30 protein-coding genes and 1 tRNA gene are annotated in these 26837 nt (G+C 66.1%); 11 read left to right on the top strand and 20 right to left on the bottom strand.

Annotation, left to right across the window (positions count from 1 at the left end; translation table 11 throughout):
- Window positions 1-140: 140 nt before the first annotated feature.
- From IT41_RS07925 to IT41_RS19870, 3 genes are read right to left on the bottom strand one after another with little or no spacing between them, the layout of a single operon-like run.
- On the bottom strand, window positions 141-620 hold the full coding sequence (locus tag IT41_RS07925; protein WP_036740123.1) for a DUF2948 family protein: 480 nt from the start codon (window positions 618-620) through the stop codon (window positions 141-143).
- Window positions 613-1896 (bottom strand): UDP-N-acetylglucosamine 1-carboxyvinyltransferase, encoded by a 1284-nt coding sequence (gene murA / locus IT41_RS07920; RefSeq protein WP_036740122.1) that lies wholly within the window; start codon window positions 1894-1896, stop codon window positions 613-615. The genes IT41_RS07925 and murA overlap by 8 nt, the downstream gene beginning before the upstream one ends.
- Window positions 1897-2082, bottom strand: coding sequence for a hypothetical protein (locus tag IT41_RS19870; RefSeq protein WP_074947995.1), 186 nt, complete (start codon window positions 2080-2082; stop codon window positions 1897-1899).
- A 273-nt stretch (window positions 2083-2355) separates the two neighbouring features.
- Between IT41_RS19870 and IT41_RS07915 the strand changes: the two genes are divergently transcribed.
- Window positions 2356-2430 (top strand) — tRNA-Thr (locus IT41_RS07915).
- 188 nt (window positions 2431-2618) lie between these two features.
- Here IT41_RS07915 and IT41_RS07910 read toward each other — a convergent pair.
- A complete protein-coding gene (locus IT41_RS07910) occupies window positions 2619-2870 on the bottom strand; it encodes a DUF2312 domain-containing protein (protein WP_036740121.1) in 252 nt (83 codons plus the stop codon).
- Window positions 2871-2997: 127 nt separating this feature from the next.
- On the opposite strand from IT41_RS07910, the gene IT41_RS07905 reads away from it, so the two are divergent.
- From IT41_RS07905 to IT41_RS07890, 4 genes are all read left to right on the top strand, one after another.
- A complete protein-coding gene (locus IT41_RS07905) occupies window positions 2998-3225 on the top strand; it encodes a hypothetical protein (RefSeq protein WP_175496368.1) in 228 nt (75 codons plus the stop codon).
- Window position 3226: 1 nt separating this feature from the next.
- Window positions 3227-3676 carry a D-aminoacyl-tRNA deacylase gene (gene dtd, locus IT41_RS07900; RefSeq protein WP_036740120.1) on the top strand — a complete coding sequence of 150 codons (450 nt, stop codon included), beginning with the start codon at window positions 3227-3229 and terminating at the stop codon, window positions 3674-3676.
- Window positions 3677-3877: 201 nt separating this feature from the next.
- Window positions 3878-5317, top strand: a complete 1440-nt coding sequence (locus tag IT41_RS07895; protein ID WP_036740218.1) for a DEAD/DEAH box helicase — start codon at window positions 3878-3880, stop codon at window positions 5315-5317.
- A 74-nt stretch (window positions 5318-5391) separates the two neighbouring features.
- Window positions 5392-5970 (top strand): thymidine kinase, encoded by a 579-nt coding sequence (locus IT41_RS07890; protein ID WP_036740119.1) that lies wholly within the window; start codon window positions 5392-5394, stop codon window positions 5968-5970.
- Between the two features lie 102 nt (window positions 5971-6072).
- On the opposite strand, the gene ndk is transcribed toward IT41_RS07890, so the two are convergent.
- Together ndk and IT41_RS07880 are read right to left on the bottom strand one after the other, a co-directional pair.
- A complete protein-coding gene (ndk, locus tag IT41_RS07885) occupies window positions 6073-6495 on the bottom strand; it encodes a nucleoside-diphosphate kinase (protein WP_036740118.1) in 423 nt (140 codons plus the stop codon).
- Between the two features lie 114 nt (window positions 6496-6609).
- Window positions 6610-7383, bottom strand: a complete 774-nt coding sequence (locus IT41_RS07880; protein WP_036740117.1) for a hypothetical protein — start codon at window positions 7381-7383, stop codon at window positions 6610-6612.
- Window positions 7384-7475: 92 nt separating this feature from the next.
- On the opposite strand from IT41_RS07880, the gene IT41_RS07875 reads away from it, so the two are divergent.
- From IT41_RS07875 to IT41_RS07865, 3 genes are all read left to right on the top strand, one after another.
- Window positions 7476-9326 carry an ABC-F family ATP-binding cassette domain-containing protein gene (locus IT41_RS07875; RefSeq protein WP_036740116.1) on the top strand — a complete coding sequence of 617 codons (1851 nt, stop codon included), beginning with the start codon at window positions 7476-7478 and terminating at the stop codon, window positions 9324-9326.
- A 100-nt stretch (window positions 9327-9426) separates the two neighbouring features.
- Window positions 9427-10170 (top strand): MipA/OmpV family protein, encoded by a 744-nt coding sequence (locus tag IT41_RS07870; RefSeq protein WP_036740115.1) that lies wholly within the window; start codon window positions 9427-9429, stop codon window positions 10168-10170.
- A 70-nt stretch (window positions 10171-10240) separates the two neighbouring features.
- The gene (locus IT41_RS07865; RefSeq protein WP_036740114.1) at window positions 10241-10600 is read left to right on the top strand and encodes an SUF system Fe-S cluster assembly protein; all 360 of its coding nucleotides are present in this window, start codon (window positions 10241-10243) and stop codon (window positions 10598-10600) included.
- Between the two features lie 13 nt (window positions 10601-10613).
- On the opposite strand, the gene IT41_RS07860 is transcribed toward IT41_RS07865, so the two are convergent.
- Both IT41_RS07860 and hemF read right to left on the bottom strand, forming a co-directional pair.
- Complete coding sequence (locus IT41_RS07860) at window positions 10614-11171, bottom strand: histidine phosphatase family protein (protein WP_036740113.1); 558 nt, start codon at window positions 11169-11171, stop codon at window positions 10614-10616.
- 2 nt (window positions 11172-11173) lie between these two features.
- Window positions 11174-12034, bottom strand: coding sequence for an oxygen-dependent coproporphyrinogen oxidase (hemF, locus tag IT41_RS07855; protein WP_036740112.1), 861 nt, complete (start codon window positions 12032-12034; stop codon window positions 11174-11176).
- Window positions 12035-12116: 82 nt separating this feature from the next.
- Between hemF and IT41_RS07850 the strand changes: the two genes are divergently transcribed.
- Window positions 12117-12536 (top strand): hypothetical protein, encoded by a 420-nt coding sequence (locus IT41_RS07850; RefSeq protein ID WP_036740111.1) that lies wholly within the window; start codon window positions 12117-12119, stop codon window positions 12534-12536.
- Here the strand turns inward: IT41_RS07850 and IT41_RS07845 are convergent.
- From IT41_RS07845 to clpS, 3 genes are read right to left on the bottom strand one after another with little or no spacing between them, the layout of a single operon-like run.
- The gene (locus IT41_RS07845; protein WP_036740110.1) at window positions 12533-13345 is read right to left on the bottom strand and encodes an SDR family NAD(P)-dependent oxidoreductase; all 813 of its coding nucleotides are present in this window, start codon (window positions 13343-13345) and stop codon (window positions 12533-12535) included. The genes IT41_RS07850 and IT41_RS07845 overlap by 4 nt on opposite strands.
- Window positions 13342-14361 (bottom strand): class I SAM-dependent methyltransferase, encoded by a 1020-nt coding sequence (locus tag IT41_RS07840; protein ID WP_036740109.1) that lies wholly within the window; start codon window positions 14359-14361, stop codon window positions 13342-13344. The genes IT41_RS07845 and IT41_RS07840 overlap by 4 nt, the downstream gene beginning before the upstream one ends.
- A gap of 3 nt (window positions 14362-14364) precedes the next feature.
- Complete coding sequence (clpS, locus tag IT41_RS07835) at window positions 14365-14682, bottom strand: ATP-dependent Clp protease adapter ClpS (RefSeq protein WP_036740108.1); 318 nt, start codon at window positions 14680-14682, stop codon at window positions 14365-14367.
- A 308-nt stretch (window positions 14683-14990) separates the two neighbouring features.
- Here clpS and IT41_RS07830 point away from each other — a divergent pair, with 308 nt between their 5' ends.
- On the top strand, window positions 14991-16595 hold the full coding sequence (locus IT41_RS07830; RefSeq protein ID WP_052081350.1) for a D-alanyl-D-alanine carboxypeptidase family protein: 1605 nt from the start codon (window positions 14991-14993) through the stop codon (window positions 16593-16595).
- Between the two features lie 203 nt (window positions 16596-16798).
- On the opposite strand, the gene ccoS is transcribed toward IT41_RS07830, so the two are convergent.
- The 8 genes from ccoS to ccoN all read right to left on the bottom strand — a co-directional run bounded on the left by ccoS (window position 16799) and on the right by ccoN (window position 24949).
- Window positions 16799-16957, bottom strand: a complete 159-nt coding sequence (gene ccoS, locus IT41_RS07825; protein WP_036740107.1) for a cbb3-type cytochrome oxidase assembly protein CcoS — start codon at window positions 16955-16957, stop codon at window positions 16799-16801.
- A gap of 8 nt (window positions 16958-16965) precedes the next feature.
- Window positions 16966-19167 carry a heavy metal translocating P-type ATPase gene (locus IT41_RS07820; RefSeq protein WP_036740106.1) on the bottom strand — a complete coding sequence of 734 codons (2202 nt, stop codon included), beginning with the start codon at window positions 19165-19167 and terminating at the stop codon, window positions 16966-16968.
- A gap of 1 nt (window position 19168) precedes the next feature.
- Entirely contained in the window at window positions 19169-19633 is a 465-nt protein-coding gene (locus tag IT41_RS07815; RefSeq protein WP_036740215.1) for a FixH family protein, read from the bottom strand.
- Complete coding sequence (gene ccoG / locus IT41_RS07810; RefSeq protein WP_036740105.1) at window positions 19633-21090, bottom strand: cytochrome c oxidase accessory protein CcoG; 1458 nt, start codon at window positions 21088-21090, stop codon at window positions 19633-19635. The genes IT41_RS07815 and ccoG overlap by 1 nt, the downstream gene beginning before the upstream one ends.
- 282 nt (window positions 21091-21372) lie before the next feature.
- Window positions 21373-22395, bottom strand: a complete 1023-nt coding sequence (gene ccoP / locus IT41_RS07805) for a cytochrome-c oxidase, cbb3-type subunit III (protein WP_081967491.1) — start codon at window positions 22393-22395, stop codon at window positions 21373-21375.
- Window positions 22395-22586 (bottom strand): CcoQ/FixQ family Cbb3-type cytochrome c oxidase assembly chaperone, encoded by a 192-nt coding sequence (locus IT41_RS07800; RefSeq protein WP_036740104.1) that lies wholly within the window; start codon window positions 22584-22586, stop codon window positions 22395-22397. Before IT41_RS07800 ends, ccoP begins: the two co-directional genes overlap by 1 nt.
- An 8-nt stretch (window positions 22587-22594) precedes the next feature.
- Window positions 22595-23320, bottom strand: coding sequence for a cytochrome-c oxidase, cbb3-type subunit II (ccoO, locus tag IT41_RS07795; RefSeq protein ID WP_036740103.1), 726 nt, complete (start codon window positions 23318-23320; stop codon window positions 22595-22597).
- Window positions 23321-23329: 9 nt separating this feature from the next.
- Complete coding sequence (ccoN, locus tag IT41_RS07790; protein WP_036740213.1) at window positions 23330-24949, bottom strand: cytochrome-c oxidase, cbb3-type subunit I; 1620 nt, start codon at window positions 24947-24949, stop codon at window positions 23330-23332.
- Between the two features lie 248 nt (window positions 24950-25197).
- Between ccoN and IT41_RS07785 the strand changes: the two genes are divergently transcribed.
- Complete coding sequence (locus IT41_RS07785; protein ID WP_036740102.1) at window positions 25198-26034, top strand: universal stress protein; 837 nt, start codon at window positions 25198-25200, stop codon at window positions 26032-26034.
- A gap of 39 nt (window positions 26035-26073) precedes the next feature.
- Here the strand turns inward: IT41_RS07785 and fnrL are convergent, their stop codons facing one another.
- Complete coding sequence (gene fnrL, locus IT41_RS07780; protein ID WP_036740212.1) at window positions 26074-26820, bottom strand: transcriptional regulator FnrL; 747 nt, start codon at window positions 26818-26820, stop codon at window positions 26074-26076.
- Window positions 26821-26837 lie beyond the last annotated feature (17 nt).

Here is a 26837-nt window from a genome sequence, read left to right as displayed (position 1 = left end):
CAGGATCCGCCGCCACCGCGCCTCGTCCCGGCCGGATTTGGATATTTGAGTGAAGAAGAAGCATGCGCCGGATCGGTAAGCCGCTGTCTTTCTTCTTCATATAAATATCCATTCCGACATCGCCGGCAGCGGGCGATCGCTCATGCCCCGGGATGGCTGGGTTCCTTTCGCGATGGTGCGATATAGGGACGCGTGACATCGCGCAGTTCAAGATTCAGGCATTCCGCATCGACCGCCAGCGTACCGTCGCCCGAGAATTCCAGCAACAACCGCCCGGCGCCATCCTGGCCCGGCTGCCATTTCAGTGCCAGAAGCGCGAGAATCAGATCGCCGTCCTTGCGGTCAATGCCATCGCTTTGCACCTTTTGCACATCCGAGATCAGCAGCACCGAGCGCACCCGTTCATAGGCGCGTTCCTCGCGGCGGGCATGTTCGGCATCCTCCCAGCGAAAGCGGTTCAGCAGCAACGCAAGCTGACGGTGACGCCGATCATAGGCGATCTCGGAGACCGGCAGGACGGAATCCTGCACCAGCGCCGAAATCACCGTCAGATCGTCGGCATCGCTTGCCATCAGCGCCAGCGGCGCCGGGTCGGCATCGGCGAAACGCGCGTCATTCATGCCGGGGGGTCTCCTTGATGCGTTCGATATCGGCGCCCACGCCGCGCAGCTTGCGCACGACCTTTTCATAGCCACGATCCAGATGATAGACGCGGCTGACCGTGGTTTCACCCTCGGCCGCCAGCCCCGCCAGAATCAGGCTGACCGAGGCGCGCAGGTCGGTCGCCATGACCGGCGCGCCACGCAGCTTGCCGACGCCCTTGACCGTGGCATGGCCACCATGGACATCGATCTGCGCCCCCATGCGGGCCAGTTCGGGCGCGTGCATGAAGCGGTTCTCGAAAATCCGCTCTTCCAGAACCGAGGTGCCCTCGGCGGTGCATAAAAGCGCCATCATCTGCGCCTGCAGATCGGTCGGAAAGCCGGGAAAGGGCTCGGTCACGACATCGACCGCGCGGATAGGGCCGTTCTTGCGCGCCACCTTCAGGCCGCGATCGGTCTCGGTCACGTCGATCCCCGCCTCGTCCAGCTTTTCGCAGAAAGCGGCCAGAAGGTCGATGCGGCCACCCAGACACTCGACTTCGCCGCCGCAGATGGCAGGCGCGAGCATATAGGTGCCAAGCTCGATCCGGTCGGTCACCACCGGATGCGTGGCGCCGCCCAGCACGCGGACGCCTTCGACGGTGATGGTCGAGCTGCCCTCCCCCTCGATGCCGGCGCCCATGCGACGCAGGCAGTGGGCCAGATCGACGATCTCGGGCTCGCGCGCGGCATTCCTGATCACGGTGGTGCCGCGGGCCAGCGTCGCCGCCATCAGCGCGTTTTCCGTCGCGCCGACCGACACCAGCGGGAATTCGATCACCGCCCCTTTCAGCCCGCCGGCCGGCGCCTTGGCATGGACATAGCCGTCGCGAAGATCGAGTTCGGCCCCCATCGCCTCAAGCGCCTTGAGGTGCAGATCCACCGGCCGCGCGCCAATGGCGCAGCCGCCGGGCAGCGAGACGATCGCATGGCCATGCCGCGCCAGCATCGGCCCCAGCACCAGGATCGAGGCCCGCATCTTGCGCACGATCTCGTAATCGGCGGTGTGATTGTCCAGATCGTGGCTGGAGAGCGCCAGCACCTGGCCGCCCTGCAGGCTGGCGACCTCGGCCCCCAGCGATTGCAGAAGCGCGGTCATCGTGCGGATATCCGACAGGCGCGGCGCGTTGGTCAGGGTCAGCGGCTGATCCGTCAGCAGGGTCGCCGGCATCAGCGCCAGACAGGCATTCTTGGCCCCGGCAATCGGGATTTCGCCATTCAGGGGCCCGTTGCCCCTTACGATGATCTGGTCCATCTAGTCCTCGTTATTGGGACAGCGCCGGTCTGGCGGCGTCTCTGCCCCGTGCTGCTCGCCCCCTGCCTCGCTGTCGGATGCACGCGCGCGCCCCTGCGCCTTGCGGCGCGCGAGATTGGCCCGCAGCGCCGCCTTGAGCCGCGCCTCGCGTGAATCGTTGTCAGGTTCGCGGGGTGTTTTTGTCATGCTTCCTGTTAGCGGTCTTGACCGCTTGCGTCCAGCGGCGGCGCCTGCCTCTGCGTGCGATTGCCGAGGCATGCGGAATTGCAGTTTTTCGACGCTTCCCCCTTGCACGATCCGCGCAGTCGGTCTAAAGCCCCGCCACGATGCAGTAGCAAGCCGCGGCAGAGCGATACTTTTCGATCGGACCCGGAGCACAAGGCTGCTGAATAGAAAGGGCTTTTCCAGAGCCCGCTTGCGCCGGACCCAGCTTCGGGGTAGCTATCTGGAAGGATGCAGGCTGTGGTAGCTCAGTGGTAGAGCACTCCCTTGGTAAGGGAGAGGTCGAGAGTTCAATCCTCTCTCACAGCACCATCACACCCGGAAAAATCAGACAGTCAGGCGATGTTATGGCGAGCCGGTCCGGTTGACCCGGCAGGCGGTTTGCCGCCGCGACAGGACGTATCGGCGGACCGCAAGGCATACAGGCCCGGCCGGGCGCCTTAGCCCGACCGCGCCGCATCTGCCGGATCATCCGGAAACCGGCCCGCCCCCCGGAGCCGTCAGCCCATGCCGAGCGCGTTCTTGTAAAGCTCGATCAGCGCCTCCTGTTCGGCGATGTCGTCCTTGTCGCGCTTGCGCAGCGACACGATCGAGCGCATCGCCTTGGCGTCGTAGCCACGCGCCTTGGCCTCGGAATAGATCTCGCGAATCTGCTCGGTCAGGTCCTTCTTTTCCGCCTCAAGGCCCTCGATCTGTTCGATGAACTGGCGCAACTCGTCAGCCGCCACATTATAGGTTGCGTCATCGGTCATGTCTGTCGCTCTTTCCTTGCCTTGTCGGGGCCGGCACCGGCCCGCTGCCTGTGGCACGAGGAACTAAGCGGTCTTGCGGGCGGGTGCAATCACCGCTAGGCCGCTGGGCGACAGTCGGAGACGGAATATGACGATCTGGGACGGACTCGTCTGGGGCGGTGCGGCGCTGACCCTGGCGGGGCTTGCGGCGCTGGTCTGGTGCATCGCGACCGCCGCGCGGGCCAAGGCCCGCAAGCTGGAGGACACAGCGATGCGCGCCATCATGCGCCGGGTCGTGGCGGTGAACATGGCAGCGCTGGCGGCTTCGGTCTTCGGATTGATGTTCGTCATCCTGGGCATCGTGCTGGGCAGCTGACATGCGGGCGCTGATCCAGCGGGTCGCGCAGGCCGAGGTCACCGTGGACGGTCGCAGCACCGGCCGCATCGGGCCGGGCCTTCTGGTTCTGGTCTGCGCCATGCGCGGCGACACCGATGACGCGGCCGAGAAACTGGCCGCCCGCGTGGCGCGGCTGCGGATCTTTCGCGACGCCGAGGGCAAGATGAACCGCTCGGTCACCGATCTGCGGGGCGCGGTTCTGGTGGTCAGCCAGTTCACCCTGGCCGCCGATACCCGCACCGGCAACCGCCCCGGCTTTTCCGGCGCCGAGGCCCCTGCGCGCGGCGAGGCGCTCTACCTGCGTTTCGCCGAGACCCTGCGCGGGCTTGGCCTGCCGGTCGAGACCGGCGAATTCGGCGCAGATATGCGCGTCTCGCTGGTCAATGACGGGCCGGTGACGATCTGGATCGACAGCGCCGATCGCGCATGACGCCGCGCAAGGGCTTGACTTTTCACCGCGCAGCCGTCATTTGCCAGTCGTTGCCGCCCGCTGCCGCGTGAGCAGCCCGCGCGATCCGCTTGCGCGAGGTCGGCACATCAATCCGGTTTCCCATTCACGCGGGGAGGCTTGCGGGCAATCCGTATCAAGCCCGCCCCTCGCAACCCGGCCGCCTCCTCGCGGCCCCAGACCATATGCGCCGATACGCGGGCGCCATGGTTGAAAGAGAACATGACGACAGAAAATCCCCGCCCGAACCGTTCGGACAAGCCGCGCCGCCCGCATGGCGGCAAGCCGAGCTTCAATCGCGGCGCCAAGCCCAATACCAACCATCGCCGCCACCGCGACGAGCCCGAGGAGAAATTCATCCGCCGGGCCATCCCCGATATCGACACGCCCTTTACCCGCATGGGGATCGACGCGCGCGTCGCCATCAACCTGCCCGGCCTGGGGATCGAGACGCCCTCGCCCATCCAGGAAAAATCCATCCCCGGCATCGTCGAGGGACGCGACCTTCTGGGCCTGGCCCAGACCGGCACCGGCAAGACGGCGGCCTTCGGCCTGCCGATGCTGACCCGGCTGCTGAATATCGGCCGCAAGCCCGAGCCAAAGACCTGCCGCGCCCTGATCCTGGCGCCGACGCGCGAACTGGCGACCCAGATCGCGGAAAATATCGACGCCTATGCCGCGGGCACGCCGATCCGGCAGTTCCGCGTCGTCGGCGGCGCCTCGATCAATGTCCAGATCCAGCGGCTGGAGCGCGGCGTCGATGTGCTGATCGCCACGCCCGGCCGGCTGATCGACCTGATCGAGCGCGGCGCGATCGACCTGTCCCGGACCGGCTATCTGGTGCTGGACGAGGCCGACCAGATGCTGGATATCGGCTTTATCCACGCGCTGCGCCGGATCGCGAAGATGCTGCCGGGCGAACGCCAGACGCTGCTGTTTTCCGCCACCATGCCCAAACTGATGTCGGAACTGGCCGACAGCTACCTGAACGACCCGCTGCGCGTCGCGGTGAACCCGCCCGGACAGGCGGCCGCCAAGATCGACCAGGGGGTGCATTTCGTCAGTCAGGGCGACAAGGCGGCGCTGCTGGCCGAATATCTCTCGAAACATTCCGGGGAACTGGCGATTGTCTTCGGCCGCACCAAGCATGGCTCGGAAAAGCTGGCCAAGCTTCTGGACAAATGGGGCTACAAGGTCGCCGCGATCCACGGCAACAAGAGCCAGGGCCAGCGCGAGCGCGCCCTCGCCAGCTTCCGCGCCGAGGAGACCCAGGTTCTGGTGGCGACCGATGTCGCGGCGCGCGGCCTCGATATCCCGCAGGTCGCGCATGTCTATAACTACGACCTGCCGAACGTGCCGGAAAACTATGTCCACCGGATCGGCCGCACCGCGCGCGCCGGCCGCGACGGCCGTGCCATCGCATTTTGCGGCCCGGCCGAGCTGGGCGAGCTGCGCGCCATCGAAAAGGCGATGAAGGCGAAAATCCCGGTCGTCGGCGGCGAGGCCCCGGCCGAGGCCCCGCAGCCGGCCCGCGGCAGGGGCGGCCCCGGCGGCGCCAGACCGGCGCGCAAGCGCCCGGCGCGCCGCCCCTCGCGCGCGCCGAAATCGGCGCAGCAGGGCTAGTCCCGGCGCAAAAGCAGGTCGCCGCCGATGCGCGGCGGCTTGCGGGCCGCCGACCGTCGCGGCTATCTGCCGCCATGGCCAAGCTTTACTTTCACTATTCGACGATGAATGCCGGCAAGAGCACGCTCTTGCTGCAGGCATCCTACAACTACCGCGAACGCGGCATGACGACGCTCTTGCTGACTTCGGCGCTGGATGACCGGGCCGGCCCCGGCCGCATCGCCAGCCGCATCGGCATCGCCGAAGACGCGCTGACCTTCGCGGCGGATACCGACCTCTTTGCGCTTGTCCGCGCCAAGGGCGGGGAGGCCGCCTGCATCTTTGTCGACGAGGCGCAGTTTCTGACTGAAACCCAGGTCGGCCAACTGGCCCGTGTCGCGGATGATCTGGGCCAGCCGGTCATGTGCTACGGGCTGCGCGTCGATTTTCGCGGCCGGCTGTTTCCCGGCTCGGCGGCGCTTTTCGCGCTGGCCGACGATCTGCGCGAGGTCCGCACCATCTGCCATTGCGGCCGCAAGGCCACCATGGTGGTGCGGCAGGATGCGCAGGGCCGCCCCCTGCGCGAGGGCGCACAGGTCCAGATCGGCGGCAACGATACCTATGTCTCGCTGTGCCGCCGCCACTGGCGCGATGCCATGAAGGATGCCCGCTAAGGGTCCGGGCTTCGCGCGCGGCCCTCGCCGCATCGGCCGACCGGCCACCAAAAAGGCCGCCCCTTTCAGGGCGGCCTTTGCGGCTTCCAGAACTCCCGGCCTTCAGCCGACCAGTTCCAGCCCCGAGAAGAAGAAGGCGATTTCTTCCCTGGCGGTTTCCGGCGCGTCCGAGCCGTGGACCGAGTTTTCGCCGACCGACAGCGCGAATTCCTTGCGGATCGTGCCCGCCGCGGCATCCGCCGGATTGGTCGCGCCCATCACCTCGCGGTTCGTGGCAATGGCGTTGTCGCCTTCCAGAACCTGGACCACGACCGGCTCGGAGGCCATGAACTCGACCAGTTCGCCGTAAAAGGGACGGTCCTTGTGGACGATATAGAACTGGCCGGCCTGGGCGGGCGACAGGTGGATACGCTTCTGCGCGACGATGCGCAGGCCCGCCTCCTCGAATTTGGCATTGATCTTGCCGGTCAGGTTGCGTCTGGTGGCGTCGGGCTTGATGATCGACAGGGTGCGTTCGGTGGCCATGGGATACTCCGTCAGGTGTTGGCGCGGATGCTGGCGCGGACTGGCCCGCGCGGCTTTGTGCGCGGCTCGTATCACGCGGCCGGGTGGTTGAAAAGACGTGCCGGCCTTCCTGGCTCAGACGCCGGGCTGCAGCGCATCCTCCAGCAGCGCGGCATGGCCGTTTTCGGTCATGTAGCGCCGGACGATGCCGAAATCCTCGAAGCTCTGCTCAAGCGGAATGCTGTTCTGCCGGTAATAGCTGCTTTGCAGTTTCCCGGCCTCGGATCGCGAGCCGATGAAACCCAGCAGCCCGGACATCTTTTCCGGACAGGCCAGATCGCGGTAGTCGATGGTCGTGACCCGCGCCGGCTGGCGGCTTTTCAGCCCCCGGAACCTGTCGCGAAACGCGCGATCGGCCCGCAGCGTATATTCGAACAGCCCGGGATCGAAACGGATGACCCTGTTGTCATGCGGCGCGGGCCCCTGCGCACGTTTGGTATAGCGGCCGGTTTCGCTGGCGCGCTGCGCCGATACATAGATGCGGATCGCATTGCGGGTCAGGAAGATCTTGCGCCAGTCGCGCGACCGCAGGGTGGCCGGGCCAAGCCCCGAGCGCGCGATCCGGTCCAGAAACTCCTTGAAGCCGAAAACCGGGCTGTCGCAGCCTGACATGAGCCGGTCCAGATAGGCCGCGTAATCGGCATTGCGCTTGTCGACATCCCGCAGGCCGTAGCCCGTCTTCAGGGCCATATCCGCCGGCAGTTCGACCTTGTCGGGCTTGAATATCTCGCCCAGGCAGGTGACGTCGCCTGCGCTGTCCAGAAGCGACGTGAGATGATAGGAGCCGCTGCGTGCCTGGGTCACGATGAGAAACCGGCGGCGCATGTTCGGCTGGTCGTTGGCGGTCATGAAACTGGCGCTCTCTCAATCCCTGAAAGACGCCCGCTCTATAAGTACCATCCGCCATTGACGCAATCCGATTACTGGGCCATGCAGCCGCCATGCTGCGTATCGACGACATATCCTATTCCATCGCCGGCAGGCCGCTCTTCGCCCAGGCCTCGGCGGCGATCCCGGCGGGGCACAAGGTCGGGCTGGTGGGGCCGAACGGCGCCGGCAAGACCACGCTGTTCCGCCTGATCCGGGGCGAGCTGTCGCTGGATGGCGGCACGATCGCCCTGCCCGCCCGCGCCCGGATCGGCGGCGTCGCGCAAGAGGCGCCAGGCAATGCGCGCACGGTGCTCGACACGGTGCTGGACGCCGATGTCGAACGCGCCGCCCTGATGGCGGAAACCGCGACCGCGACCGATCCCGGCCGCATCGCCGAGATCCAGACCCGGCTGGCCGATATCGACGCCTGGTCGGCCGAGGCCCGCGCCGCCACCATCCTCAAGGGCCTGGGCTTTTCCGATGCCGACCAGCAGCGCCCGACCAGCGATTATTCCGGCGGCTGGCGGATGCGGGTGGCGCTGGCGGGGGTGCTGTTTGCCCAGCCCGACCTCCTGCTGCTGGACGAGCCGACCAACTATCTGGATCTGGAAGGCGCGCTGTGGCTGGAAACCTATCTGGCCCGCTATCCCTATACGGTCATCGTGATCAGCCATGACCGGGGGCTTCTGAACCGCGCCGTCGGCCATATCCTGCATCTCGAGGACAGGCGGCTGACGCTGTACAGCGGCGGCTATGACCAGTTCGCCCGCGCCCGCGCCGAAAAGCGCGCCCTGCAGGCGGCCGAGGCCAAGAAACAGGATGCCCGCCGCGCCCATCTGCAAGGCTTCGTTGATCGTTTCCGCGCCAAGGCCAGCAAGGCCAAGCAGGCGCAGGCCCGCATCAAGATGCTGGCCCGGATGGAGCCGATCACCGCCCCCGAAGAGGCGAAATTCCACCGCTTCACCTTTCCCCAGCCCGAACAGCTTTCGCCGCCCATCGTGAACACGGAAGGGGTCGCGGTCGGCTATGGCGCCCGCGCCGTGCTGCGGCGGCTGGACCTGCGCATCGATCAGGACGACCGCATCGCGCTGCTGGGCCGGAACGGTCAGGGCAAATCGACGCTGTCCAAGCTGCTCGCCGAGCGGCTTGAGCCGATGGAGGGCCGGATCACCCGCGCGAACAAGCTGCGCGTGGGCTATTTCGCCCAGCATCAGGTCGATGAGCTGGTGCTGACAGACACGCCGCTGGATCATGTCCGCCGCCTGCGCCCCCATGAGGCGCCGGCGAAACTGCGCGCCCGGCTGGCCGGCTTCGGCCTGATGGAGGCACAGGCCGAGACCCGTGTCGGCCGGTTGTCCGGCGGCCAGAAGGCGCGGCTGTCGCTGCTGATCGCGACCATCGACGCGCCGCATCTGCTGGTCCTTGACGAGCCGACGAACCATCTGGACATCGAAAGCCGCGAGGCCCTGACCGAGGCGCTGAACGATTTTCCCGGCGCGGTGGTGCTGGTCAGCCATGACATGCATCTGCTGAATCTGGTCGCCGACCGGCTGTGGCTGGTCGATCAGGGCGGCGTCGCGCCCTGGCCGGACGATCTGGATGATTACCGGCGCATGCTGCTGACCGGCGAGGAAAGGCCCGAGCCGAAGCCCTCGGCCCGTCCCCAGCCCGCCGCGCGCCCCTCGCGCGAGCGGCTTCTGGACCTGCGCGCCGAGGCGCGCAAGGCCGAGGACCGGGTGGAAAAACTGACCGCGATGCTGGAAAAGCTGGATGCGATCATGGCCGATCCCGACACCTATGACGACGCGCAGAAAGCCGAGGCCTATGGCCGCAAACATGCCGAGGCAAGCCAGGCGATGCAGCGCGCGGAATCCCTGTGGCTGGAGGCGCTGGAACGGCTCGAGGCCGCCGAGCGCACATGAATGCCACACCGATCAACTTTCCGGTGAGAATCGGGATTCAGTCTTGCCCGACTCGGCCGGTTGCCCCATGCCATTGGCCAGAACTGTCAAGGAACCGCCAATGATCCGCACCACCGCCCTCGCCCTGCTCGCTGCCGCCGCGCTGACCGCACCGGCCGGCGCCCAGAGTTTCATGGGCATGGATCAGGTCTCTTTCGACGCCGGGCTCGGGGTGACCTATGGCCCGGATTACATGGGCGGCGACGATGGCGAGGCCTCGCCCTGGTTCATCCTGCAGAACCTGACCATCGGCACCGACGAGGGTGAGAAACAGGGCTTCGCCGTGCTGCCCTCGTTCGGCTATCGCGGCGACCGCGAGTCCGATGATATCGACTATCTCGAAGGCATGGACGATATCGACCGTGCCGGCGAGGTCGGCGTGATGCTGCGCTATATCAACGGCCCGTTCACCAGCTACGGCACGCTGCGCAAGGGCTTTGGCGGCCATGACGGCGTGCTGGGCGAGATCGGCACCAAATACCGCTATGACGCCAACGACAAGCTGACGCTCTGGACCGCGGCCGAACTGCAACTGGCCGATGACGAATTCACCGGCACCTATTTCGGTGTCACGCCCGGGGAATCCGCCAGCAGCGGTTTTCGCAGCTATGACCCTTCGGGTGGGGCCTATGCCGCCGAGATCAGCGTCGAGGCGCGCTACATGCTGACGCCCAACACCTCGCTGATGGGCAAGGTCAGCTATGGCCGCCTGCTGAACGACGCCGCCGACAGCCCGCTGGTTCAGGACAAGGACCAGCCCTCGATCAGCATCGGTGTCGCGCGGCGGCTCAACTTCCGCTTCTGAACACGGCCGCACTGGACCCGGCGGCGCCCGGTTCCTATATGAGTGTCAGGTTTTGACAGGACATGCCCGGATGAACAGCGAATCCCTGAAGGAGGGCGATCTGCTGATCGCCCCGTCGACGACGGAACACCCGCTTTACGACAGCGTCGTCGAGGCCTGCAAGACGGTCTATGACCCGGAAATTCCGGTCAATATCTTTGATCTGGGCCTGATCTACACCATCGCCATCGACGATGAGAATGCGGTGCGCGTGGTGATGACGCTGACCGCGCCCGGCTGCCCCGTCGCCGGCGAGATGCCCGGCTGGGTCGCCGATGCGGTCGAGCCGCTGCCGGGCGTGAAACAGGTCGATGTCGAGATGACATTTCAGCCGCAATGGGGCATGGAAATGATGTCCGACGAGGCCCGGCTGGAACTGGGCTTCATCTGAAAGCCCGGCCCGCCTAGACCAGCATCAGATGGCTGCCGCGACCGACCCGGTGCACCGCCCCCTGCGCCACCGGCATTTCCTCAAGCCGCGACAGCGGCAGATCCATGGCGATCAGCCGCAGCATGCGCAGCGTGATGCCATGGGTCACGATCAGCGCCGGCCCCTCCAGATCGTTCAGGAAGTCGCGCACCCGCGCCTCGAGCCCGGCGAAACCCTCGCCGCCCGGGGCATGGTCGTACCAGCCCAGCCCGCCCTGCCGGAACAGGTCGGGCCGTTCGGCGCGCAGGTCCGAGCGAAAGCGCCCGGTAAAATCGCCGATATCTATTTCGTGCAGCCGCGCGTCCTGGCGGAAATCCTGATCGCCAAAGACGATGCGCGCCGTCTCGACGGCGCGGCCGGCGGGACTGGCGAAGCGCGCGGCGTCGATCCCGCGCGCGAGCTGCGCCTGCCGCCGCGCCTGCTGGCGGCCCAGCGGCGTCAGCGGTGAATCGCTGCGCCCCTGCATGCGGCCCTCGGCATTCCACACGGTCTGACCGTGCCGCATCAGATAAAGGTCGGGCCAGCGCGGCATCGTCACACCCACTTGGCCATGGGCGGCAGGCTCATCAGCACGGCCTCGGGGTCATGGCCGGTGGCGAGGCCGAATTTCGTGCCGCGATCATAGACAAGGTTGTATTCCGCATAGAGCCCGCGATGGATCAGCTGCGCGTCCTTGTCGGCCTCGTCATAGGGGCGCGCCATGTGTTTTTCAGCCAGCGGCAGAAATGCGGGCAGGAAGGCCTCGCCCACAGCGCGGGTAAAGTCGAAATCGGCGCGCCAGTCGCCGCTGTTCAGATCGTCGTAGAAGATGCCGCCGACGCCGCGCGCCCGGCCCCGGTGCGGGATAAAGAAATACTCGTCCGCCCAGGCCTTGAACCGGTCATAGTAATCCGCGCCATGGGGCGCGCAGGCGGCGCGCAGCCCGTCGTGGAAATGGGCCGTGTCCCCGGGCTTTTCCAGGCAGGGGTTGAGATCCGCGCCGCCGCCGAACCACCAGGCGCCGGGCGTCCAGAACATGCGGGTATTCATGTGAACGGCCGGGGCGTGCGGATTCTGCATATGGGCCACCAGGCTGATGCCGCTGGCCCAGAAACGCGGATCCCCGTCCAGGCCCGGGACGCCGCGCGCGGCCATGGACTGGCGCGCGGCCGGGGACAGTTCGCCATGCACGGCCGACCAGTTCACGCCGACCTTTTCAAAGACCCGGCCGCCGCGCATGACCGACATCAGCCCGCCGCCGCCATCCTCGCCGCGCGCCGTGGCGCGGACCTCGAAACGGCCGGGGGCCGCCGCGCCGGGGCCGCGATCCTCAAGCACCTCGAAGGCCGCCACGATGCGATCGCGCAGCGCCCGGAACCAGGCCGCCGCCTCTTGCCGTTCATCCAGCATTTCCATGATTTGCCCCTTTGGCGATAGTGAATTGTCCCGCGCCGGCCGCGGGTCTATGCTCGCGCGTAACCAACTAGTGAAGCTTGCCATGACCCGCAATATCCTGCTTGCCATGACATCGGCGCTGATCGTCGCATCCTGCGGCACGCCACAGGAACGCTGCATCCGGCGCAATACCGAGGAATACCGCATCGTGTCCCGTCTGTTGACCGAGGTCGAGGCCAATCTCGCCCGTGGCTATGCCTGGGAAGAGCGCATCGTCACAAGCATCGAATGGGACAGTTGCCCGGTCATCATTCGCGACAGGGACGGAGACCGCCGGATCGTCTATCGTTCATGCCCGCGTCACGTCGCCGACACCCAACGCTACCGCGTCGCCATCGACCCGCAGGCGGAACGGCGCAAGCGCGACGGGCTGGCCGCGCGCAAGAAAGCCCTGACCCCCGGCGCGACCGAGGCCGTCAGGGCCTGCAAGGCAGCCTATCCCGAGGCAAAGGAGCCGGGCTAGAACACGCTGGGCGCCAGCGGATCGCCAAGGCTGCGCCCGCCATCGACGCTGAGGATCTGGCCGGTGATGAAACTGGACGCATCGCTGGCCAGAAACTGCACCGTCGCCGCCAGCTCATCCGCCTGCGCGATCCGCCCCAGCGGCGTCGCGGCGATGATCCTGTCGCGCAGATCCGCGTCCTCGCGCAGCTTCTCCTGCACGAGATTCGACATGATGCTGGCGAAGGCGACACCGTTCACCCGGATCCGTTTCGGCGCCAGCGCGGCCGCAAGCGAACGCGTGGCCTGCGCCTGCGCGGCGCTGGAAATCGAATAGGCAAGCATCTTCGGCGTCGGCCAGTTGGCCGCCAGCGACGAGACATTGACGATGGCGCCGTGCTGCAGCAGCTCGTCGTCGCGATCCTCCTCGGCCTGGGCGACCATGCGCTTGGCGACCATCTGTGTCAGCCGCAGCCCGGAAATCATGTTCTCGCGCAGCATGTCGCCCAGCAGATCCTCGCCCACCATCATCGGGTCGCAGGGCTGGACCATGCGATGGGCATTGACCAGGATATCGATGCGGTCAAAGGCATCGACCGTCGCCGAGACCAGGTTGGCCAGCGTCAGCTTCTGCCCGAGATCGCCGGCAAAACCGCGAATGGCCCCCTCGCCGTTCATATCCTCGCCCAGTTCGTGCTCCAGGGCGCCCTCGTCGCAATCGGCGAACATGACATTGGCGCCCGCCGCCACGAAATGGCGGGCGATGGCCAGACCTATGCCGCGCGCGGCGCCGGTCACGATGGCGGTCTTGCCTTGTATGGAAAGGCTCATCTGCGTTTCCCTTTTTGCTGCATGCGGCGGGGTCCGGGCGTTCTTGCGCCGGTCGCCGTCAATATCTTGAAGCGGGCATCCCCGCCGATCTCGGTGAGATTCGAAAAACACTCGCGCAGCACCTGCTCATAGGGCAGATGCCGGTTGGCCACCATCCATAGCTGTCCGGCCCCGGTCAGAAGCCCGGCCGCCGCCCGGATGAAGCCCGCGCCCAGACGCGGATCGGCCGTGCGTCCCTCGTGAAAGGGCGGATTCATGACGACGCCGTTCACCGGCCCGGGCAGGCGGAAATCCAGCGCATCGGCCCAGTGAAAGCGGGCGCGGTCATCGGTGACATTGCGCCGCGCGCAATCCAGCGCCACCGCGTCCGCCTCGACCAGATGCAGGATCTCGACGCCCGGTCTTTTCAGCAGTTCGGCCGAGAGCCAGCCCCAGCCGGCGCCCAGATCGACAAGCCGGGTCGGCAGTTTCTCGGGCAGATGCGCGAGCAGCGCCTGCGAGGCCGGATCCGGCGCATCGGCCGAAAACACGCCCGGCCGCGTCACCATCCCGGGCGCCGCCTCGTGGTCGCGCGCCGGCCAATCCGGCGGCAGCCAGCCGGGCGCCGGCAGGGTCAGGCGAAAGATCCGGCCATGGGCGCGGGAATGGGCCTCGTCGATTGGCGCCAGGCCGCGCAACTCCTTCATCACCGCGTCGACGCCATCGGTCTTTTGCCCGTCGATCCACAGCGCGGCCCCCGGCGGCAGATGCGCCGCGGCCTCGGCGATGCGCGCGCGCGCCGCCGCCCTCGCCCGTGGCAGAAACACCACCGCCGCGTCGAACATCCCCCCGGGCGCGGTCACGACCTCGAATCCCCGCGTCCGAAGCGCCTGATGCTCCGCGAAATGATGCTGCACGATCTGCAGGCGGGCCGCCTCGAAAGGCGCCAGATCGGTCGCCGTGTCGGCACCGAGAAACAGCATCCGTTCCTTGGGCGGCGTGCCGCCAAAGACAAGTTCCAGCCGTGATCCAGCCAATTTCTACTCTTTTTCCATGGTGCATTGCAGCGGATGCTGCTGGCGTCGCGCAAGCTCCATCACCTGCGCCACCTTTGTCTCGGCGATTTCATGCGAAAAGACGCCGACCACCGCGACCCCCTTGCGATGCACCATCAGCATGATCTCGATGGCCTGCGCATGGGTCATGTTGAACAGGCGCTCAAGCACATGCACGACGAACTCCATCGGGGTGAAGTCATCGTTCAGCAACAACACCTTGTACATCGGCGGCCGCTGCGTCTTCGGACGGGTCTTTACCGCCAGTTCGACATCCTCGCGGTCGCCGGGTTTATTGGTCATCTGCAAAGTGATCACAAGGATTGCAACCGGGCTGTGGACGGGTCGGTGCCGAATATAGGTGTTTTCGGCGCGATTGATAAGACCCGCCCCGACCACCCGCACCCACGGAACCGCATCTGCGGCCAGACCACACCAAAAACGCGAAAACTTACGGTTTTCGTGCCTTCAAATGCGTGTTATTGTCATTTTATCAACGAAGGGTCCGCATAGTGAACGGGTCCTCAGAGGCAGAAGAGACCGGGACCGTGAGCAGAATCACCTTTTACGTCCGTTTGGGACTGATGTTCCTGTTTGCATGGCTGTTGCCCATGGCTGTGGCTGCCGCGCCCTTCGCGGCCCATGTCATGGATGCACGGACCGGCAAGCAGATCTATGCACAGAACGCCGATACGCGCCTGCATCCGGCCTCGCTGACCAAGATGATGACGCTGTATCTGGCCTTCAACGCGATTGAGCGGGGCCAGGTCCGGCTGGACAGCAAGTTTCTGGTCTCCAGCAATGCCGCAGCGCAGCCGCCGTCGCGCCTTGGACTCAAGGCAGGCCAGCGGATCGAGCTGCGCTACCTGATCCGCGCGGCGGCGGTGAAATCCGCCAATGATGCCGCAACCGCGATCGGCGAGGGGCTTGCCGGGTCCGAGGCGAAATTCGCCGCCCAGATGACGCAGATGGCGCGCGCCTTGGGCATGAACAACACGCAGTTTCGCAATGCCAACGGGCTGACCGTTCAGGGGCATTATTCGACCGCGCGCGACATGTCGACGCTGGGGCGGCGGCTGTTTTACGATTTTCCGCAGTATTATTCCCTGTTTTCGCGCCGTTCGGCCGATGCGGGAATCGCCAAGGTCGCCAATACCAATCGCCGTTTCCTCGACAGTTACGAGGGCGCGGACGGGATCAAGACCGGCTACACGCGCGCCGCGGGTTTCAACCTGACCGCCTCGGCCAAGCGCGGATCAAAGCGCATCATCGCCACCGTCATGGGCGGCAAATCGACCGCTCATCGCAATGCCGTGATGGCGCAGCTTCTCGATGCCGGTTTCGGCAAGGCGCCGACCCGCGTTCGCGAAGTCAAACCCGCGCCGCCGCAATATGTCGCGCAGAAAAAGGTGCGGCGCTCGGTTCAGGTGTCGCGGCAACAGCCAAGCGCAGCCCAGCCACTGGTCCGGCTTTCACGTTCGGACCGGCCGCAGGCCCGCGCCTCGACCGTGGCGGTGGTCACGCCGGCGGCGATTACCGCCGCCGTCACGCGCGCCCAGGCGATGGCGGAGCGGGCACCTGCGACCGGGACCAGCTTGACCGCCAGCGCAAGGCCGATCCGCAAGCCCGGCTCTGACCGGCAGGTTGCCCGGGCCGAAATGCCGGACGCGGCTGCTTCATCCCTGCGCCCCGACTCCCGGCCCGAGGAAGGCGACATGTCGGAAACCACTGCGGCGCTGTCCGGCTCGGCCCGTCCGACGCCGGCGCCCCGCAACGATAAATCGGTCAGCCTTGCACCTTCGCAGGGTCCGGGCTCGCCGTCGCTTTTCGTCCAGACCGCCACGGCCCAACCCGAAACCGTCGCACTCCTGGCCTCGCCCGCGCCGGCGGGACGCTCGGACACCATCATCCTGACCTCGCTTCAGCCGGATCAGGGCGCCGCGCCCGAAGCTGTCGAAATCGTGACCCGGGACGGTTCGGGCAGCAAGAATTGGGGGGTTTCGCTGGGCCTCTATCGCTCGCAGCGCGAGGCTGAGCAGCTGCTTTTGCGCACCGCCTTGCAGGAAAGCGCGTCTCTGGACAGCGCGCTGAGCCGTGTCGCCAATACCAAACGCGGGTTCGAGGCGAATTTTGTTGGCATGAGCCGGGAAACGGCAGAGCTTGCCTGCAATCGTCTGACCGCCCGCCAGCAACCATGCAATGTGATCGGCCCCTGATCAGGCGACGCGCATGCGAACTCCGTGCCTTGCGGGATCGTCGATTTTGGGCGCCCTCAGCGCAGGGATTTGAAGCATTTCCTCTCAGCCCGCCTGTCGCGCCAGCGGCAGGCGCTCACTGCTACGCGGAAATGGATCAAACCTTGGCCCAAACGCTTGGGCCATGTCATTCCATCGCGGCAGCGGGTCCGCGGGTCCGGGCCTTACGATTTGGGACGGTCGTCCCATTCCTTGCTGAGAATGCGCTCGGCGTCACCCTTCGGGTCCTCGTACTGCCGGCCCTTGAGTGTCCAGATGAAGGCGGCAAGGCCGATCCCGCCAAGCGCGAGCGATACCGGGATCAGGATACCGAGGATCTCCATGCTGTCTCCTATCGCAGCCGCAGGGCGTTCAGCGTGACGCTGACCGAACTGGCCGACATGGCGAGCGCTGCCATCAGCGGCGTGGCGAAACCCGCGATGGCAAAAGGCACCGCGACGATATTGTAAAGCACTGAAATACCGAAATTCTCCTTGATCCGGGCGCGGGCGCGGCGGGCGATATGCAGCGCCTCGGCCACCGGTGACAGGTCATTTCCCATCAGCACCATATCCGATGCCGTCCGCGCCGCATCCAGCGCCGAGGCCGGCGAGATCGAGACATGCGCCCGCGCCAGCGCGGCCGTGTCGTTCAGACCGTCCCCGACCATCAATACCCGCGCCCCCGCCTGTCCAAGCTCCTGCACGGCATCCGCCTTTTCGGTCGGGGTAACGCCGGCGCGCCATTCCGCGACACCCAACCGCGCGGCCAGTTCCTCGACCACGGGCGCAGCGTCCCCCGACAGCAGGATGACCCGGCGCCCCGAGGCGATCAGCGCCCTGACACATTCGTCCGCGCCCGGCCGCAGCCGGTCGGTGAATTCCAGGCGGATCGGCATCCCCTGGCCCAGCGACAGCCAGCTTGCCGAAATGCGGCTGTCACCATGCCGCGCGCCCAGCCAGTCGGCGCGACCCAGCCGGATGCTCTGGCCCTGCCAGCTTGCCTCGACGCCATGGCCGGGCATTTCGCGAAGGCCATCCAGCGCGCAGGGGCGAACACCGGCATCGCTCAGCGCCTGCGCCAGAGATTGCGATAACGGATGCGCAGAACCCTGGGCCAGCGCCAGCGCCGCCGGCCGCGCGGCGGGCGGGATCGCCTCGATCGAGGCGATCTGCGGCACGCCCATGGTCAGGGTTCCGGTCTTGTCGAAGACCACGCAATCGACTTCGGCCAGACGCTCCAGCGCGGTGCCGTCCTTGATCAGCATGCCGCGCCGGAACAGCCGCCCCGAGGCGGCGGTGACCACCGCCGGAACCGCCAGCCCAAGGGCGCAGGGGCAGGTGATGATCAGCACCGCCGCCGCGACATTCACCGAAAGGCGCAGATCGCCCGTCGTCCAATACCAGCCGAGAAAGCTGGCAAAGGCCAGCAGATGAACCAGCGGCGAATAAAGGCGCGAGGCGCGCTCGGCCAGCGAGGTATAGCGCCCGCGCGCGGTTTCGGCGGCCTCGACCAGTGCCGTCAGACGGGCAAGCGAGCTGTCGCGACCGGCCGCCGTGACGCGCAGCACCAGCGCGCCGGTCAGGTTCACCTCGCCGGCGGACAGGGTAGTGCCGGCGCGCGCGGCGACCGGGATGCTTTCGCCGGTCAGCAGCGAGCGGTCGATTTCGCTGGCCCCGCTGACGATCTCGCCATCGGCCGGAATCCGGGCGCCGGGGCGGATGCGGATCAGGTCGCCCGGCAGCAGTTCGGCCACCGGCACGGGTTCATCGCCGCTGGCCGTCACGCGAAAGGCACGCGGCACCTCGAGCGCGGTCAGTTCCTCGGCGGCCGAGCGCGCGACCGCGCGCGTCCGGTAATCCAGATAGCGCCCCACCAGCAGAAAGAAGCACAGCATCACGGCCGCGTCGAAATAGGCATGCGCGCCGGAATGGATCGTCTCATAGACCGAAATCGCGCTGGCCAGGATCAGCGCCAGCGAGATCGGCACATCCATCCCCAGTCGGCCGTGGCTGATCGCCCGCCAGGCGCTGGCGAAAAAGGGCCGCCCGGCAAAGGCCACGGTGGGCAGGGCGATGGCGGCCGAAATCCAGTGGAACATGTCGCGCGTGGCATCCTGCGCGCCGGACCAGACGGCGACCGACAGGATCATGATGTTCATCATCGCGAAACCGGACACGCCGATGCGCATCAGGATGTCGCGGCCTTGGCGATCGGCGGCACTGGCGCTCAGCGCCGAGGGGTCGAGCTCATGCGCCTCATAGCCGATCCGCTCGATCACCGGGATCAGGTCATCGGCGCCGAGGCCCGGCGCGTCTACGGTCACGCGGCGCAGCGTCAGGTTCACCCGCGCGCGGCGCACCCCGGGATGGGCGTGCAGGACGCGTTCCACATCCGCGATGCAGGTCGCGCAATGGATGGTCGGCAGCGACAGGATCAGATCGTCGCGCCCCGCGCCGCCCTGCCCGGCGACGCGCTGCGCCAGCGGCGCGGCATCGCAGGCGGGACAGGCCGAAAGGCGCGAATCGTGATCGTGAAGCGTCACCTCGGCCATGTCACTTCACCCGGTTGCCGCTGAACTGGTCGATGCGCTGGCGAAAGACCGTGCCGTCCGGCGCGGTCGCGCTCAGGCGGATGTTCCACAGCCCCGGCGCCAGTTCCAGCGGCGCCCGGAACAGCCCGCCGGAATAGGTGAATTCGGGCGCCTGATCGTCGCGCTGATGGGTGGGCCGGCCGACGGTGACCTCAAGCGTCTGGACCGGCGCCGGATATCCCTGCGCGTCACGGATGATCAGCGTCATCACCCGGCCGTCATATTCCGGCACCACGGTCCAGTTCAGCGCCTGCTGCGCGGCGCGGTCCGCATCGAAGCTTTGCGAGGCGACATAGCTGTTCCTGACCTCGAGCCCCGGAAAGGTGCCGACCGCCATCACCGCCATGGTCACATTGACCGCGATGATGGTGCCAAAGGCGCCAAGGGTGATGTACAGGACATGCCGGCCGGTCAGTTCTCGGGCCATCATTCGCCTCTGCCGTAGAAAACGGTTTCGATGCTGGACTTGACTCCATCGGTCGCATCTTCGACCCACAAGGTCAATTCCGCCTGCCCGCCGGTGGCCAGCGCCGAATCCGGCGCGGCGGTCAGATAGAGGCGCTGCGTGAAGGTGCTGTCGGCCTCGACCGAGACGCTGTCCGAGGGCTGTCCCTCCAGCGCAAGCGCGACGGATTGCGCGATGCCGCCATCGCCGTCGGTGACCGAGATCGCGAATTCGCGCGAAGACCCCTGCTTGTTACGCAGGCGCAGCGCATAGGTATTGCGGATCGCGCCATCGGACATGGTGACAAAAAGCGGGTTCCTGACCGGCGTCACGTTCAGATCGAAGGGCGAGCGCATGAACAGCGCCACCAGCATCGCCACGCCGATGCCCGACCAGAGCGTGAAGTAAAGCAGGGTGCGCGGGCGCAGGATATGCCTGATCAGCGGCTTGGGCTCGGCGCCGGCGCGCTCGGCGTTCTCGTCCTTCAGCGCCATGTAGTCGATCAGCCCGCGCGGCTTGCCGATCCTGTCCATCACGTCGTCGCAGGCGTCGATGCACAGCGCGCAGGTGATGCATTCCAGCTGCTGGCCGTCGCGGATGTCGATGCCCATGGGGCAGACATTCACGCAGGCCATGCAATCGATGCAGTCGCCCTTGTCGCCGCCATCCGATCGCGTCGCCTCGTCCTTACGGATCTTGCCGCGCGGCTCGCCCCGCCAGTCGCGATAGGCGACGGTCAGCGTGTCCTCGTCCATCATCGCGGCCTGGATGCGCGGCCAGGGACAGGCATAGATGCAGATCTGTTCGCGCGCGAAACCGCCGAACAGGAATGTCGTCCCGGTCAGCACCGCCATGGTCATATAGGCCGCCGGATGCGCCTGCCCGGTCAGCAGATTGCCCAGAAGCGTCGGCGCATCGGTGAAATAGAATATCCAGGCGCCCCCGGTCATCACCGAGATCAGCAGCCATATCAGCCATTTCGTGACCCGAAGCCGGGCCTTGTGCGCGCTCCATGGCGCGTTCCACAGGCGCAGGCGGGCATTGCGGTCGCCCTCGACCCAGCGTTCGGTCAGGATGAAAAGATCGGTCCAGACGGTCTGCGGGCAGGCATAGCCGCACCAGACCCGGCCAAGCGCCGAGGTGAACAGGAACAGCCCCAGCCCCGCCATGACCAGAAGCCCGGCCACGAAATAGAATTCATGCGGCCAGATCTCGATCCAGAAAAAGAAAAAGCGCCGGTTGGCAAGATCCACCAGCACCGCCTGATCGGGCAGGCTGGGCCCGCGATCCCAGCGAATCCACGGGAAAATGTAATAGATCGCCAGGGTGACCGCCATGATGACCCATTTCAGGTTGCGATACCAACCCTGCACCCGGCGCGGAAAAATCGGCTCGCGGGCCGCATAGAGTTGTGGCGGGTCAATGTCGGATTGCGACATGATTGGCTCCTGTTGCGCGTCGGGACAGGCTAGGGCGAGGCGGGAAAACCCGCTTTGATCTGCGTCAAGACCAACGCCCGGGGATATATGGCCCGCACCGCCCGGAAACTATGGGCCCGATTGTCGCATCGCCATGCGGACAGGGATGGGTTGATCAGACCCGCCTGTTTCGGCCATCACTTGGTAACACTGGCCCCTCCAGGAAACGCGCGAACAGGACGGAGGGGCCAGTGCCATCCGTATCCGGTTGCCCGAATACGGAACCGGAGCCTTGGCGGCGCGCTATTCGCCGCCGCCAAGGCTGTGGACATAGGACGCGACGGCGCGGATATCGGCCTCGGAGAGGCGCGCGTTCCAGGCCGGCATCACGCCGAAGGGGCCGTCACGGACGATCCGGGTGATCGTCTCGGGATCAGTGCCGTAAAGCGAGATCGCATCCGTCAGGTCGGGTGCGCCCTGCATACGGTCGCCGGTGCCGTCCTCGGCATGGCAGGCCGAGCAGTTATCGGCATAGACCACCGCACCCTCGGCCGCCAAATCCGCATCATGCGGCTGGTCCGAGATCTGCAGCACATAGTTCACGACCTGATCGATCTGTTCGGATTCCAGCATTTCATCCGTGCCGAAACGCGGCATTTCCGAATAGCGGGTGTCGCCATCCTTGGGGTCGCGGATGCCGTGCTGGACCGTCATGTAGATGTCCTCCAGCGTGCCGCCCCACAACCAGTCATTGTCCAGAAGCGAGGGATAGCCCGGCGCCCCGCCCGCGCCCGAGCCATGGCACTGCGCGCACCAGGTCCGGAAGATCGCGCCGCCGGCATTGGTGGTGAAATTCGCAAGCTCGGGATCGGTCGCGATTTCGTCGAGCGGGGTCTCGACCAGCTTCGCCCTGATCGGGGCGTTCGCTTCGTTGAAGCGCTGGATCTCGGCCGCGACATTGCTGCGCATGGTCTCGCCCAGGACGCCGCGCGTCGCGCCATTGACCAGCGGGATGGCGGGATAGGCGATGACATAGCCGACCGACCAGACGATCGTGGCGTAAAAGGTCCACAGCCACCAGCGCGGCAGCGGGTTGTCATATTCCTCGATCCCGTCCCAGCTATGGCCGGTCGAGGGCACCTCGACCACCTTGCGCGCGCCCTTGCGGTCGCGCACCACGCGCGTCGCGCCGGGGCGCCGCCCGGCGGTTTCGGGCGCGGACGCGGCGATCTGCTGCTTGTGGGCCTGATCGGCGGCCTGGCGTTCCAGCCCGATCCGGTTGTCCGGGTTCTTGGGGCTGGTGTGCTCGTCGTCGGTATCGGCCATCACTCGACCTCCTTCTTGGCCGCCTGCTGCGGGCCTTTGTCGTCATGGCGAAAGATGCTTTTCGCCGCATCGTCATGCAGTTGCCGCGATCCGGGCCGGTAGGCGAAAAGCACCGTGCCCAGAAAGAACAGCACCAGCAGCACAAGCACCCAGCTGTCGGCCAGTTCGCGCAGAAAGGAATACATATCCATCGCGCACCTCAGCGGTTCGGGTCGGGAATGAAGGTCGAGAAATCGACCATCGTGCCCAGCACCTGCAGATAGGCGACCAGCGCATCCATCTCCGAAACGCCGGGACGGCGGTCGAAATTGCGCTGCTGCGCGCCGGGATAGCGCTCTTCCAGCCCCGAGGCATCGGCATCGGGATCGGCCTGGGCCAGGAAATCCTCTTGCGCGGCGGCGATCATCTCGTCGCTATAGGGCACGCCGACCATGGCATCCGTGCCGACCCGGTCACTCATGTTCGAGGGGTCGATCCGGCGATCCAGCAGGAAGCCATAGCTGGGCATGATCGATTCCGGCACCACCGCCTGCGGGTTGACCAGATGGTCCACATGCCATTCGTCCGAATAGCGCCCGCCGACGCGCGCCAGATCCGGGCCGGTGCGCTTGGAGCCCCACTGGAACGGATGGTCATACATCGATTCCGCCGCCAGGCTGTAGGGGCCGTAGCGCTCCACCTCGTCGCGCATCGGCCGGATCATCTGGCTGTGGCAGACATAGCAGCCCTCGCGGACATAGATGTCGCGGCCCTTCAGTTCCAAGGGCGTATAGGGGCGCATGCCCTCGACCTTCTCGATGGTGTTTTCCAGATAGAACAGCGGCGCGATCTGGACGATGCCGCCGATGGTGACGACCAGGAAGGAAAAGATCAGCAGCAGCGTGGCGTTCTTTTCCAGAACCTTGTGCTTTTCAAGAATTGCCATGATCGGTCCTTACTCGGCGGGGACCGCGACGGCGGTCTGTTGCGTCCTGGGCTGGCGCGCCACCGTGGCCCAGAGGTTGTAGCACATGATCAGCGCCCCGGTCAGGTAGAGCACGCCGCCAAGCGCACGAACCACGTTCATCGGGAATTTCGCAGCCACCGTGTCGGCGAAGGCATTGACCAGGAAGCCCTGGGCATCGACCTCGCGCCACATCAGCCCCTCCATGATGCCCGAGACCCACATCGAGGCCGCGTAAAGCACCAGCCCGATGGTCGCGAGCCAGAAGTGCCAGCTGACCAGCCCGGTGGAATACAGCCGCTCACGCCCCCAAAGCCGCGGCGTCAGATAGTAGAGCGCGCCGAAGGTGATCATGCCGTTCCAGCCAAGCGCGCCGGAATGGACGTGACCGATGGTCCAGTCGGTATAGTGGCTGAGCGAGTTGACCGCCTTGATCGACATCATCGGCCCCTCGAAGGTCGCCATGCCGTAGAAGCCGACGGCCACCACCATCATGCGGATGATCGGATCGGTGCGCAGCTTGTCCCAGGCGCCCGAGAGCGTCATCAGCCCGTTGATCATGCCGCCCCAGCTGGGCATCCACAGCATGACCGAAAAGACCATGCCCAGCGTCGCCGCCCATTCCGGCAGCGCCGTGTAATGGAGGTGGTGCGGACCGGCCCAGATATACAGGAAGATCAGCGCCCAGAAGTGGATGATCGACAGCTTGTAGCTATAGACCGGACGCTCGGCCTGCTTCGGGATGAAGTAATACATCATCCCCAGAAAACCGGCGGTCAGGAAAAAGCCCACCGCGTTATGGCCGTACCACCATTGCGTCATCGCATCCTGCACGCCGGCGAAAAGCTGCACGGATTTGCTGCCCGTCAGGCTGACCGGGATGGCCAGGTTGTTGATGACATGCAGCATGGCGATGGTGACGATGAAAGACAGGTAGAACCAGTTCGCCACATAGATATGCGGCTCCTTGCGCTTCATGATCGTGCCCAGATAGACGGCCAGATAGACCACCCAGACCACGGTCAGCCACCAGTCCACATACCATTCCGGCTCGGCATATTCCTTGGACTGCGTGGCACCCAGGATATAGCCGGTGGCGGCCAGCACGATGAACAGCTGATAGCCCCAGAACACGAACCAGGCGGCGTTGCCGCCCCACAGCCGCGCCGCGCAGGTCCGCTGCACCACATAGAACGAGGTCGCGATCAGCGCATTGCCGCCAAAGGCAAAGATCACCGCGCTGGTATGCAGCGGGCGCAGCTTGCCGAAATTCGTGTAGCCCTGGGCGAATTCGCTGAGATTCAGCGCCGGGAATGCCAGCTGAAAGGCGATGACCACGCCGACCAGAAAGCCCACCACGCCCCAGAAGGCGGTGGCGATGACGCCGGCGCGGACGACGTCGTCCATATAGCGGGTTTCGGGATGCGGCTCCAGCGAGGGTTGCTCGTTCCCCATCTGGCGCAGCACCCGGATGAACATGAAACCCGCGGCAAGCATCACGATCAGCGCGTTGACCATAAAGGCGGGGTCATCAGAGCGCGCGTAATTGGCCGCCATCGCGGTCATGACCGTGATGATGCCAAGCGCGATCAGCTTGATGGTGTCCAACATGAATGTCCTGTCCTTCATTCAGTGCCGGCGGCCGCGAATCGCATGGCGAAACGGGCCGTGACCGGCTTTGGTATCCGGCTTGTTACACGCATGCACAGTCGCGAAACTTTGATCTGTGTCAATCAAACGGCATTCCGCAGGTGTAAACTCTGTGCCACCATCAGAGCCGCTGCACGCCGCAGGCCGGCGCCCGCCGCGCCGGTCCCTCCGGTCAGGCACAGCACGCATGAACCCGAAAGGAGGCCCCCATGGGCTACAAGACCATCCTGACCGTTCTGACCGATGAGGAACGCCAGCGCAAACAGCTGGAATCGGCCATCGCCATGACCCGACGCGAAGACGCCCATCTGGACGTGTTCTGCATGGGCGTGGATCACACGCAAAGCGGCTATTACTATGCCGGCGCCTCGGCTTATGTGTTTCAGGAAACGATCGACAAGGCGATGGCCGCCGCCGGCGAGCTGGAAGCCAGGGTCCGCGAGCGTCTGAATCTCCAGGATATCCGCTGGTCGGTCGATTCGGCGGTGGCGCAGGTGGGCGGGCTTTCGACGCTGGTCGGCATGCATGCTCGCTACGCGGATCTGGTGGTGCTGAACCGGCCCTATGGCGACAACGCCACCCCCGATGCCGAGGCGGTGACCGAGGCGGCGCTGTTCGAGGGCGCCGCGCCGGTGCTGATCGTGCCCGAGCTGCTCGAGGAGCCCTTTGGCAAGAAGATCCTGATCGCCTGGAACCAGTCGAACGAGGCGATGGCCGCCGTGCGCCGCGCCATGCCGCTGCTTCGGGCCGCCGACAGCGTCGAGATCACCGTGATCGACCCTTCGCCCAACGGGCCGGAACGCTCGGATCCCGGCGGCGCGCTTGGCCAGATGCTGACCCGCCAGGGGGTGAATGCCGAGATTGCCGTGCTTGCCCGCACCCAGCCGATGATCAGCGACATGCTCAATCGCCGTGCCACCGAAATCGGTGCCGACATGATCGTGATGGGCGCCTATGGCCATTCGCGTTTCCGCCAGGCGATCCTGGGCGGCGCGACCCGCAACATGCTGGAAAAGGCGCTGGTGCCGGTGCTGATGGCGCGCTGACAGGCAGGGCGCCGCAGCGGCGGCGAGACAGGCGGCGGGTCAGCTCAGCGGCCCGCCATCCGCATCGTCGCCGCTTTCCGAGACCAGCCGCCCGAACAGCGGAATCACCACCCGGCGCTTGCCGTCCAGTTCGATGACGCCGTCGCGCTTCAGCGCGCTCATCTGCCGGCTCACGGTTTCCAGCGTCAGGCCCAGATAGTCGGCCATGGCCTCGCGGGTCAGCGGCAGATCGACGGCGATGCGCCCCTCGGGCTGGCGCAGGTTCAGCGCCGCCTCGCGCCGGGCCAGAATTGTCAGGAGCGAGGCGATCTTCTCGCGCGCCGATTTGCGGCCCAGCAGCAGCAGCCAGTCCCGCGCCGCGTCCAGCTCGTCCAGCGTCATCTCCAGCAGCCGGCCAGCGATGCGCGGGTTGCTGCGCAGCAGTTCCTCAAAGGGTTTGCGGCGGAAACAGCACAGCAGCAGTTCACTGGCCGCGGTCACCGTATAGGCCGCGACCTCGCGCCCCGGCCGGCCCAGGAAATCGCTGGGCAGCAGCAGGCCAACCATCTGCGTGCGCCCGTCCTCCATCTGCTGCGTCAGCGAGGCGACGCCGGAAACGACCGAGGCAACCATATCCATCCGGTCGCCCGCCCAGCTCACCGTCTGGCCGGCGGCATAGCGGCGATAGATCTTGACGCTTTCCAGCTCGGCAAGCTCGTCGCGCTCGCAACGCGCGCAAACCGCCCGATAGCGGATCGGGCAAATCTCGCACGACTGCGTCGCGAATATGGCGGCGTTGGCTGTCATCTTGATTTGGGTCAATG

It is taken from the genome of Paracoccus halophilus (assembly GCF_000763905.1).
GTDB lineage: Bacteria > Pseudomonadota > Alphaproteobacteria > Rhodobacterales > Rhodobacteraceae > Paracoccus > Paracoccus halophilus.
This window is presented reverse-complemented; position numbering and strand designations above follow the sequence as displayed.

Coding starts and splice junctions, on each gene's coding strand:
- IT41_RS07925 (WP_036740123.1), bottom strand. CDS start 620: ATGAATGACGCGCGTTTCGCCGATGCCGACCCGGCGCCGCTGGCGCTG.
- murA (WP_036740122.1), bottom strand. CDS start 1,896: ATGGACCAGATCATCGTAAGGGGCAACGGGCCCCTGAATGGCGAAATC.
- IT41_RS19870 (WP_074947995.1), bottom strand. CDS start 2,082: ATGACAAAAACACCCCGCGAACCTGACAACGATTCACGCGAGGCGCGG.
- IT41_RS07910 (WP_036740121.1), bottom strand. CDS start 2,870: ATGACCGATGACGCAACCTATAATGTGGCGGCTGACGAGTTGCGCCAG.
- IT41_RS07905 (WP_175496368.1), top strand. CDS start 2,998: ATGACGATCTGGGACGGACTCGTCTGGGGCGGTGCGGCGCTGACCCTG.
- dtd (WP_036740120.1), top strand. CDS start 3,227: ATGCGGGCGCTGATCCAGCGGGTCGCGCAGGCCGAGGTCACCGTGGAC.
- IT41_RS07890 (WP_036740119.1), top strand. CDS start 5,392: ATGGCCAAGCTTTACTTTCACTATTCGACGATGAATGCCGGCAAGAGC.
- ndk (WP_036740118.1), bottom strand. CDS start 6,495: ATGGCCACCGAACGCACCCTGTCGATCATCAAGCCCGACGCCACCAGA.
- IT41_RS07880 (WP_036740117.1), bottom strand. CDS start 7,383: ATGACCGCCAACGACCAGCCGAACATGCGCCGCCGGTTTCTCATCGTG.
- IT41_RS07875 (WP_036740116.1), top strand. CDS start 7,476: ATGCTGCGTATCGACGACATATCCTATTCCATCGCCGGCAGGCCGCTC.
- IT41_RS07870 (WP_036740115.1), top strand. CDS start 9,427: ATGATCCGCACCACCGCCCTCGCCCTGCTCGCTGCCGCCGCGCTGACC.
- IT41_RS07865 (WP_036740114.1), top strand. CDS start 10,241: ATGAACAGCGAATCCCTGAAGGAGGGCGATCTGCTGATCGCCCCGTCG.
- IT41_RS07860 (WP_036740113.1), bottom strand. CDS start 11,171: ATGCCGCGCTGGCCCGACCTTTATCTGATGCGGCACGGTCAGACCGTG.
- hemF (WP_036740112.1), bottom strand. CDS start 12,034: ATGGAAATGCTGGATGAACGGCAAGAGGCGGCGGCCTGGTTCCGGGCG.
- IT41_RS07850 (WP_036740111.1), top strand. CDS start 12,117: ATGACCCGCAATATCCTGCTTGCCATGACATCGGCGCTGATCGTCGCA.
- IT41_RS07845 (WP_036740110.1), bottom strand. CDS start 13,345: ATGAGCCTTTCCATACAAGGCAAGACCGCCATCGTGACCGGCGCCGCG.
- clpS (WP_036740108.1), bottom strand. CDS start 14,682: ATGACCAATAAACCCGGCGACCGCGAGGATGTCGAACTGGCGGTAAAG.
- IT41_RS07830 (WP_052081350.1), top strand. CDS start 14,991: ATGGCTGTGGCTGCCGCGCCCTTCGCGGCCCATGTCATGGATGCACGG.
- ccoS (WP_036740107.1), bottom strand. CDS start 16,957: ATGGAGATCCTCGGTATCCTGATCCCGGTATCGCTCGCGCTTGGCGGG.
- IT41_RS07820 (WP_036740106.1), bottom strand. CDS start 19,167: ATGGCCGAGGTGACGCTTCACGATCACGATTCGCGCCTTTCGGCCTGT.
- IT41_RS07815 (WP_036740215.1), bottom strand. CDS start 19,633: ATGGCCCGAGAACTGACCGGCCGGCATGTCCTGTACATCACCCTTGGC.
- ccoG (WP_036740105.1), bottom strand. CDS start 21,090: ATGTCGCAATCCGACATTGACCCGCCACAACTCTATGCGGCCCGCGAG.
- ccoP (WP_081967491.1), bottom strand. CDS start 22,395: ATGGCCGATACCGACGACGAGCACACCAGCCCCAAGAACCCGGACAAC.
- IT41_RS07800 (WP_036740104.1), bottom strand. CDS start 22,586: ATGGATATGTATTCCTTTCTGCGCGAACTGGCCGACAGCTGGGTGCTT.
- ccoO (WP_036740103.1), bottom strand. CDS start 23,320: ATGGCAATTCTTGAAAAGCACAAGGTTCTGGAAAAGAACGCCACGCTG.
- ccoN (WP_036740213.1), bottom strand. CDS start 24,949: ATGTTGGACACCATCAAGCTGATCGCGCTTGGCATCATCACGGTCATG.
- IT41_RS07785 (WP_036740102.1), top strand. CDS start 25,198: ATGGGCTACAAGACCATCCTGACCGTTCTGACCGATGAGGAACGCCAG.
- fnrL (WP_036740212.1), bottom strand. CDS start 26,820: ATGACAGCCAACGCCGCCATATTCGCGACGCAGTCGTGCGAGATTTGC.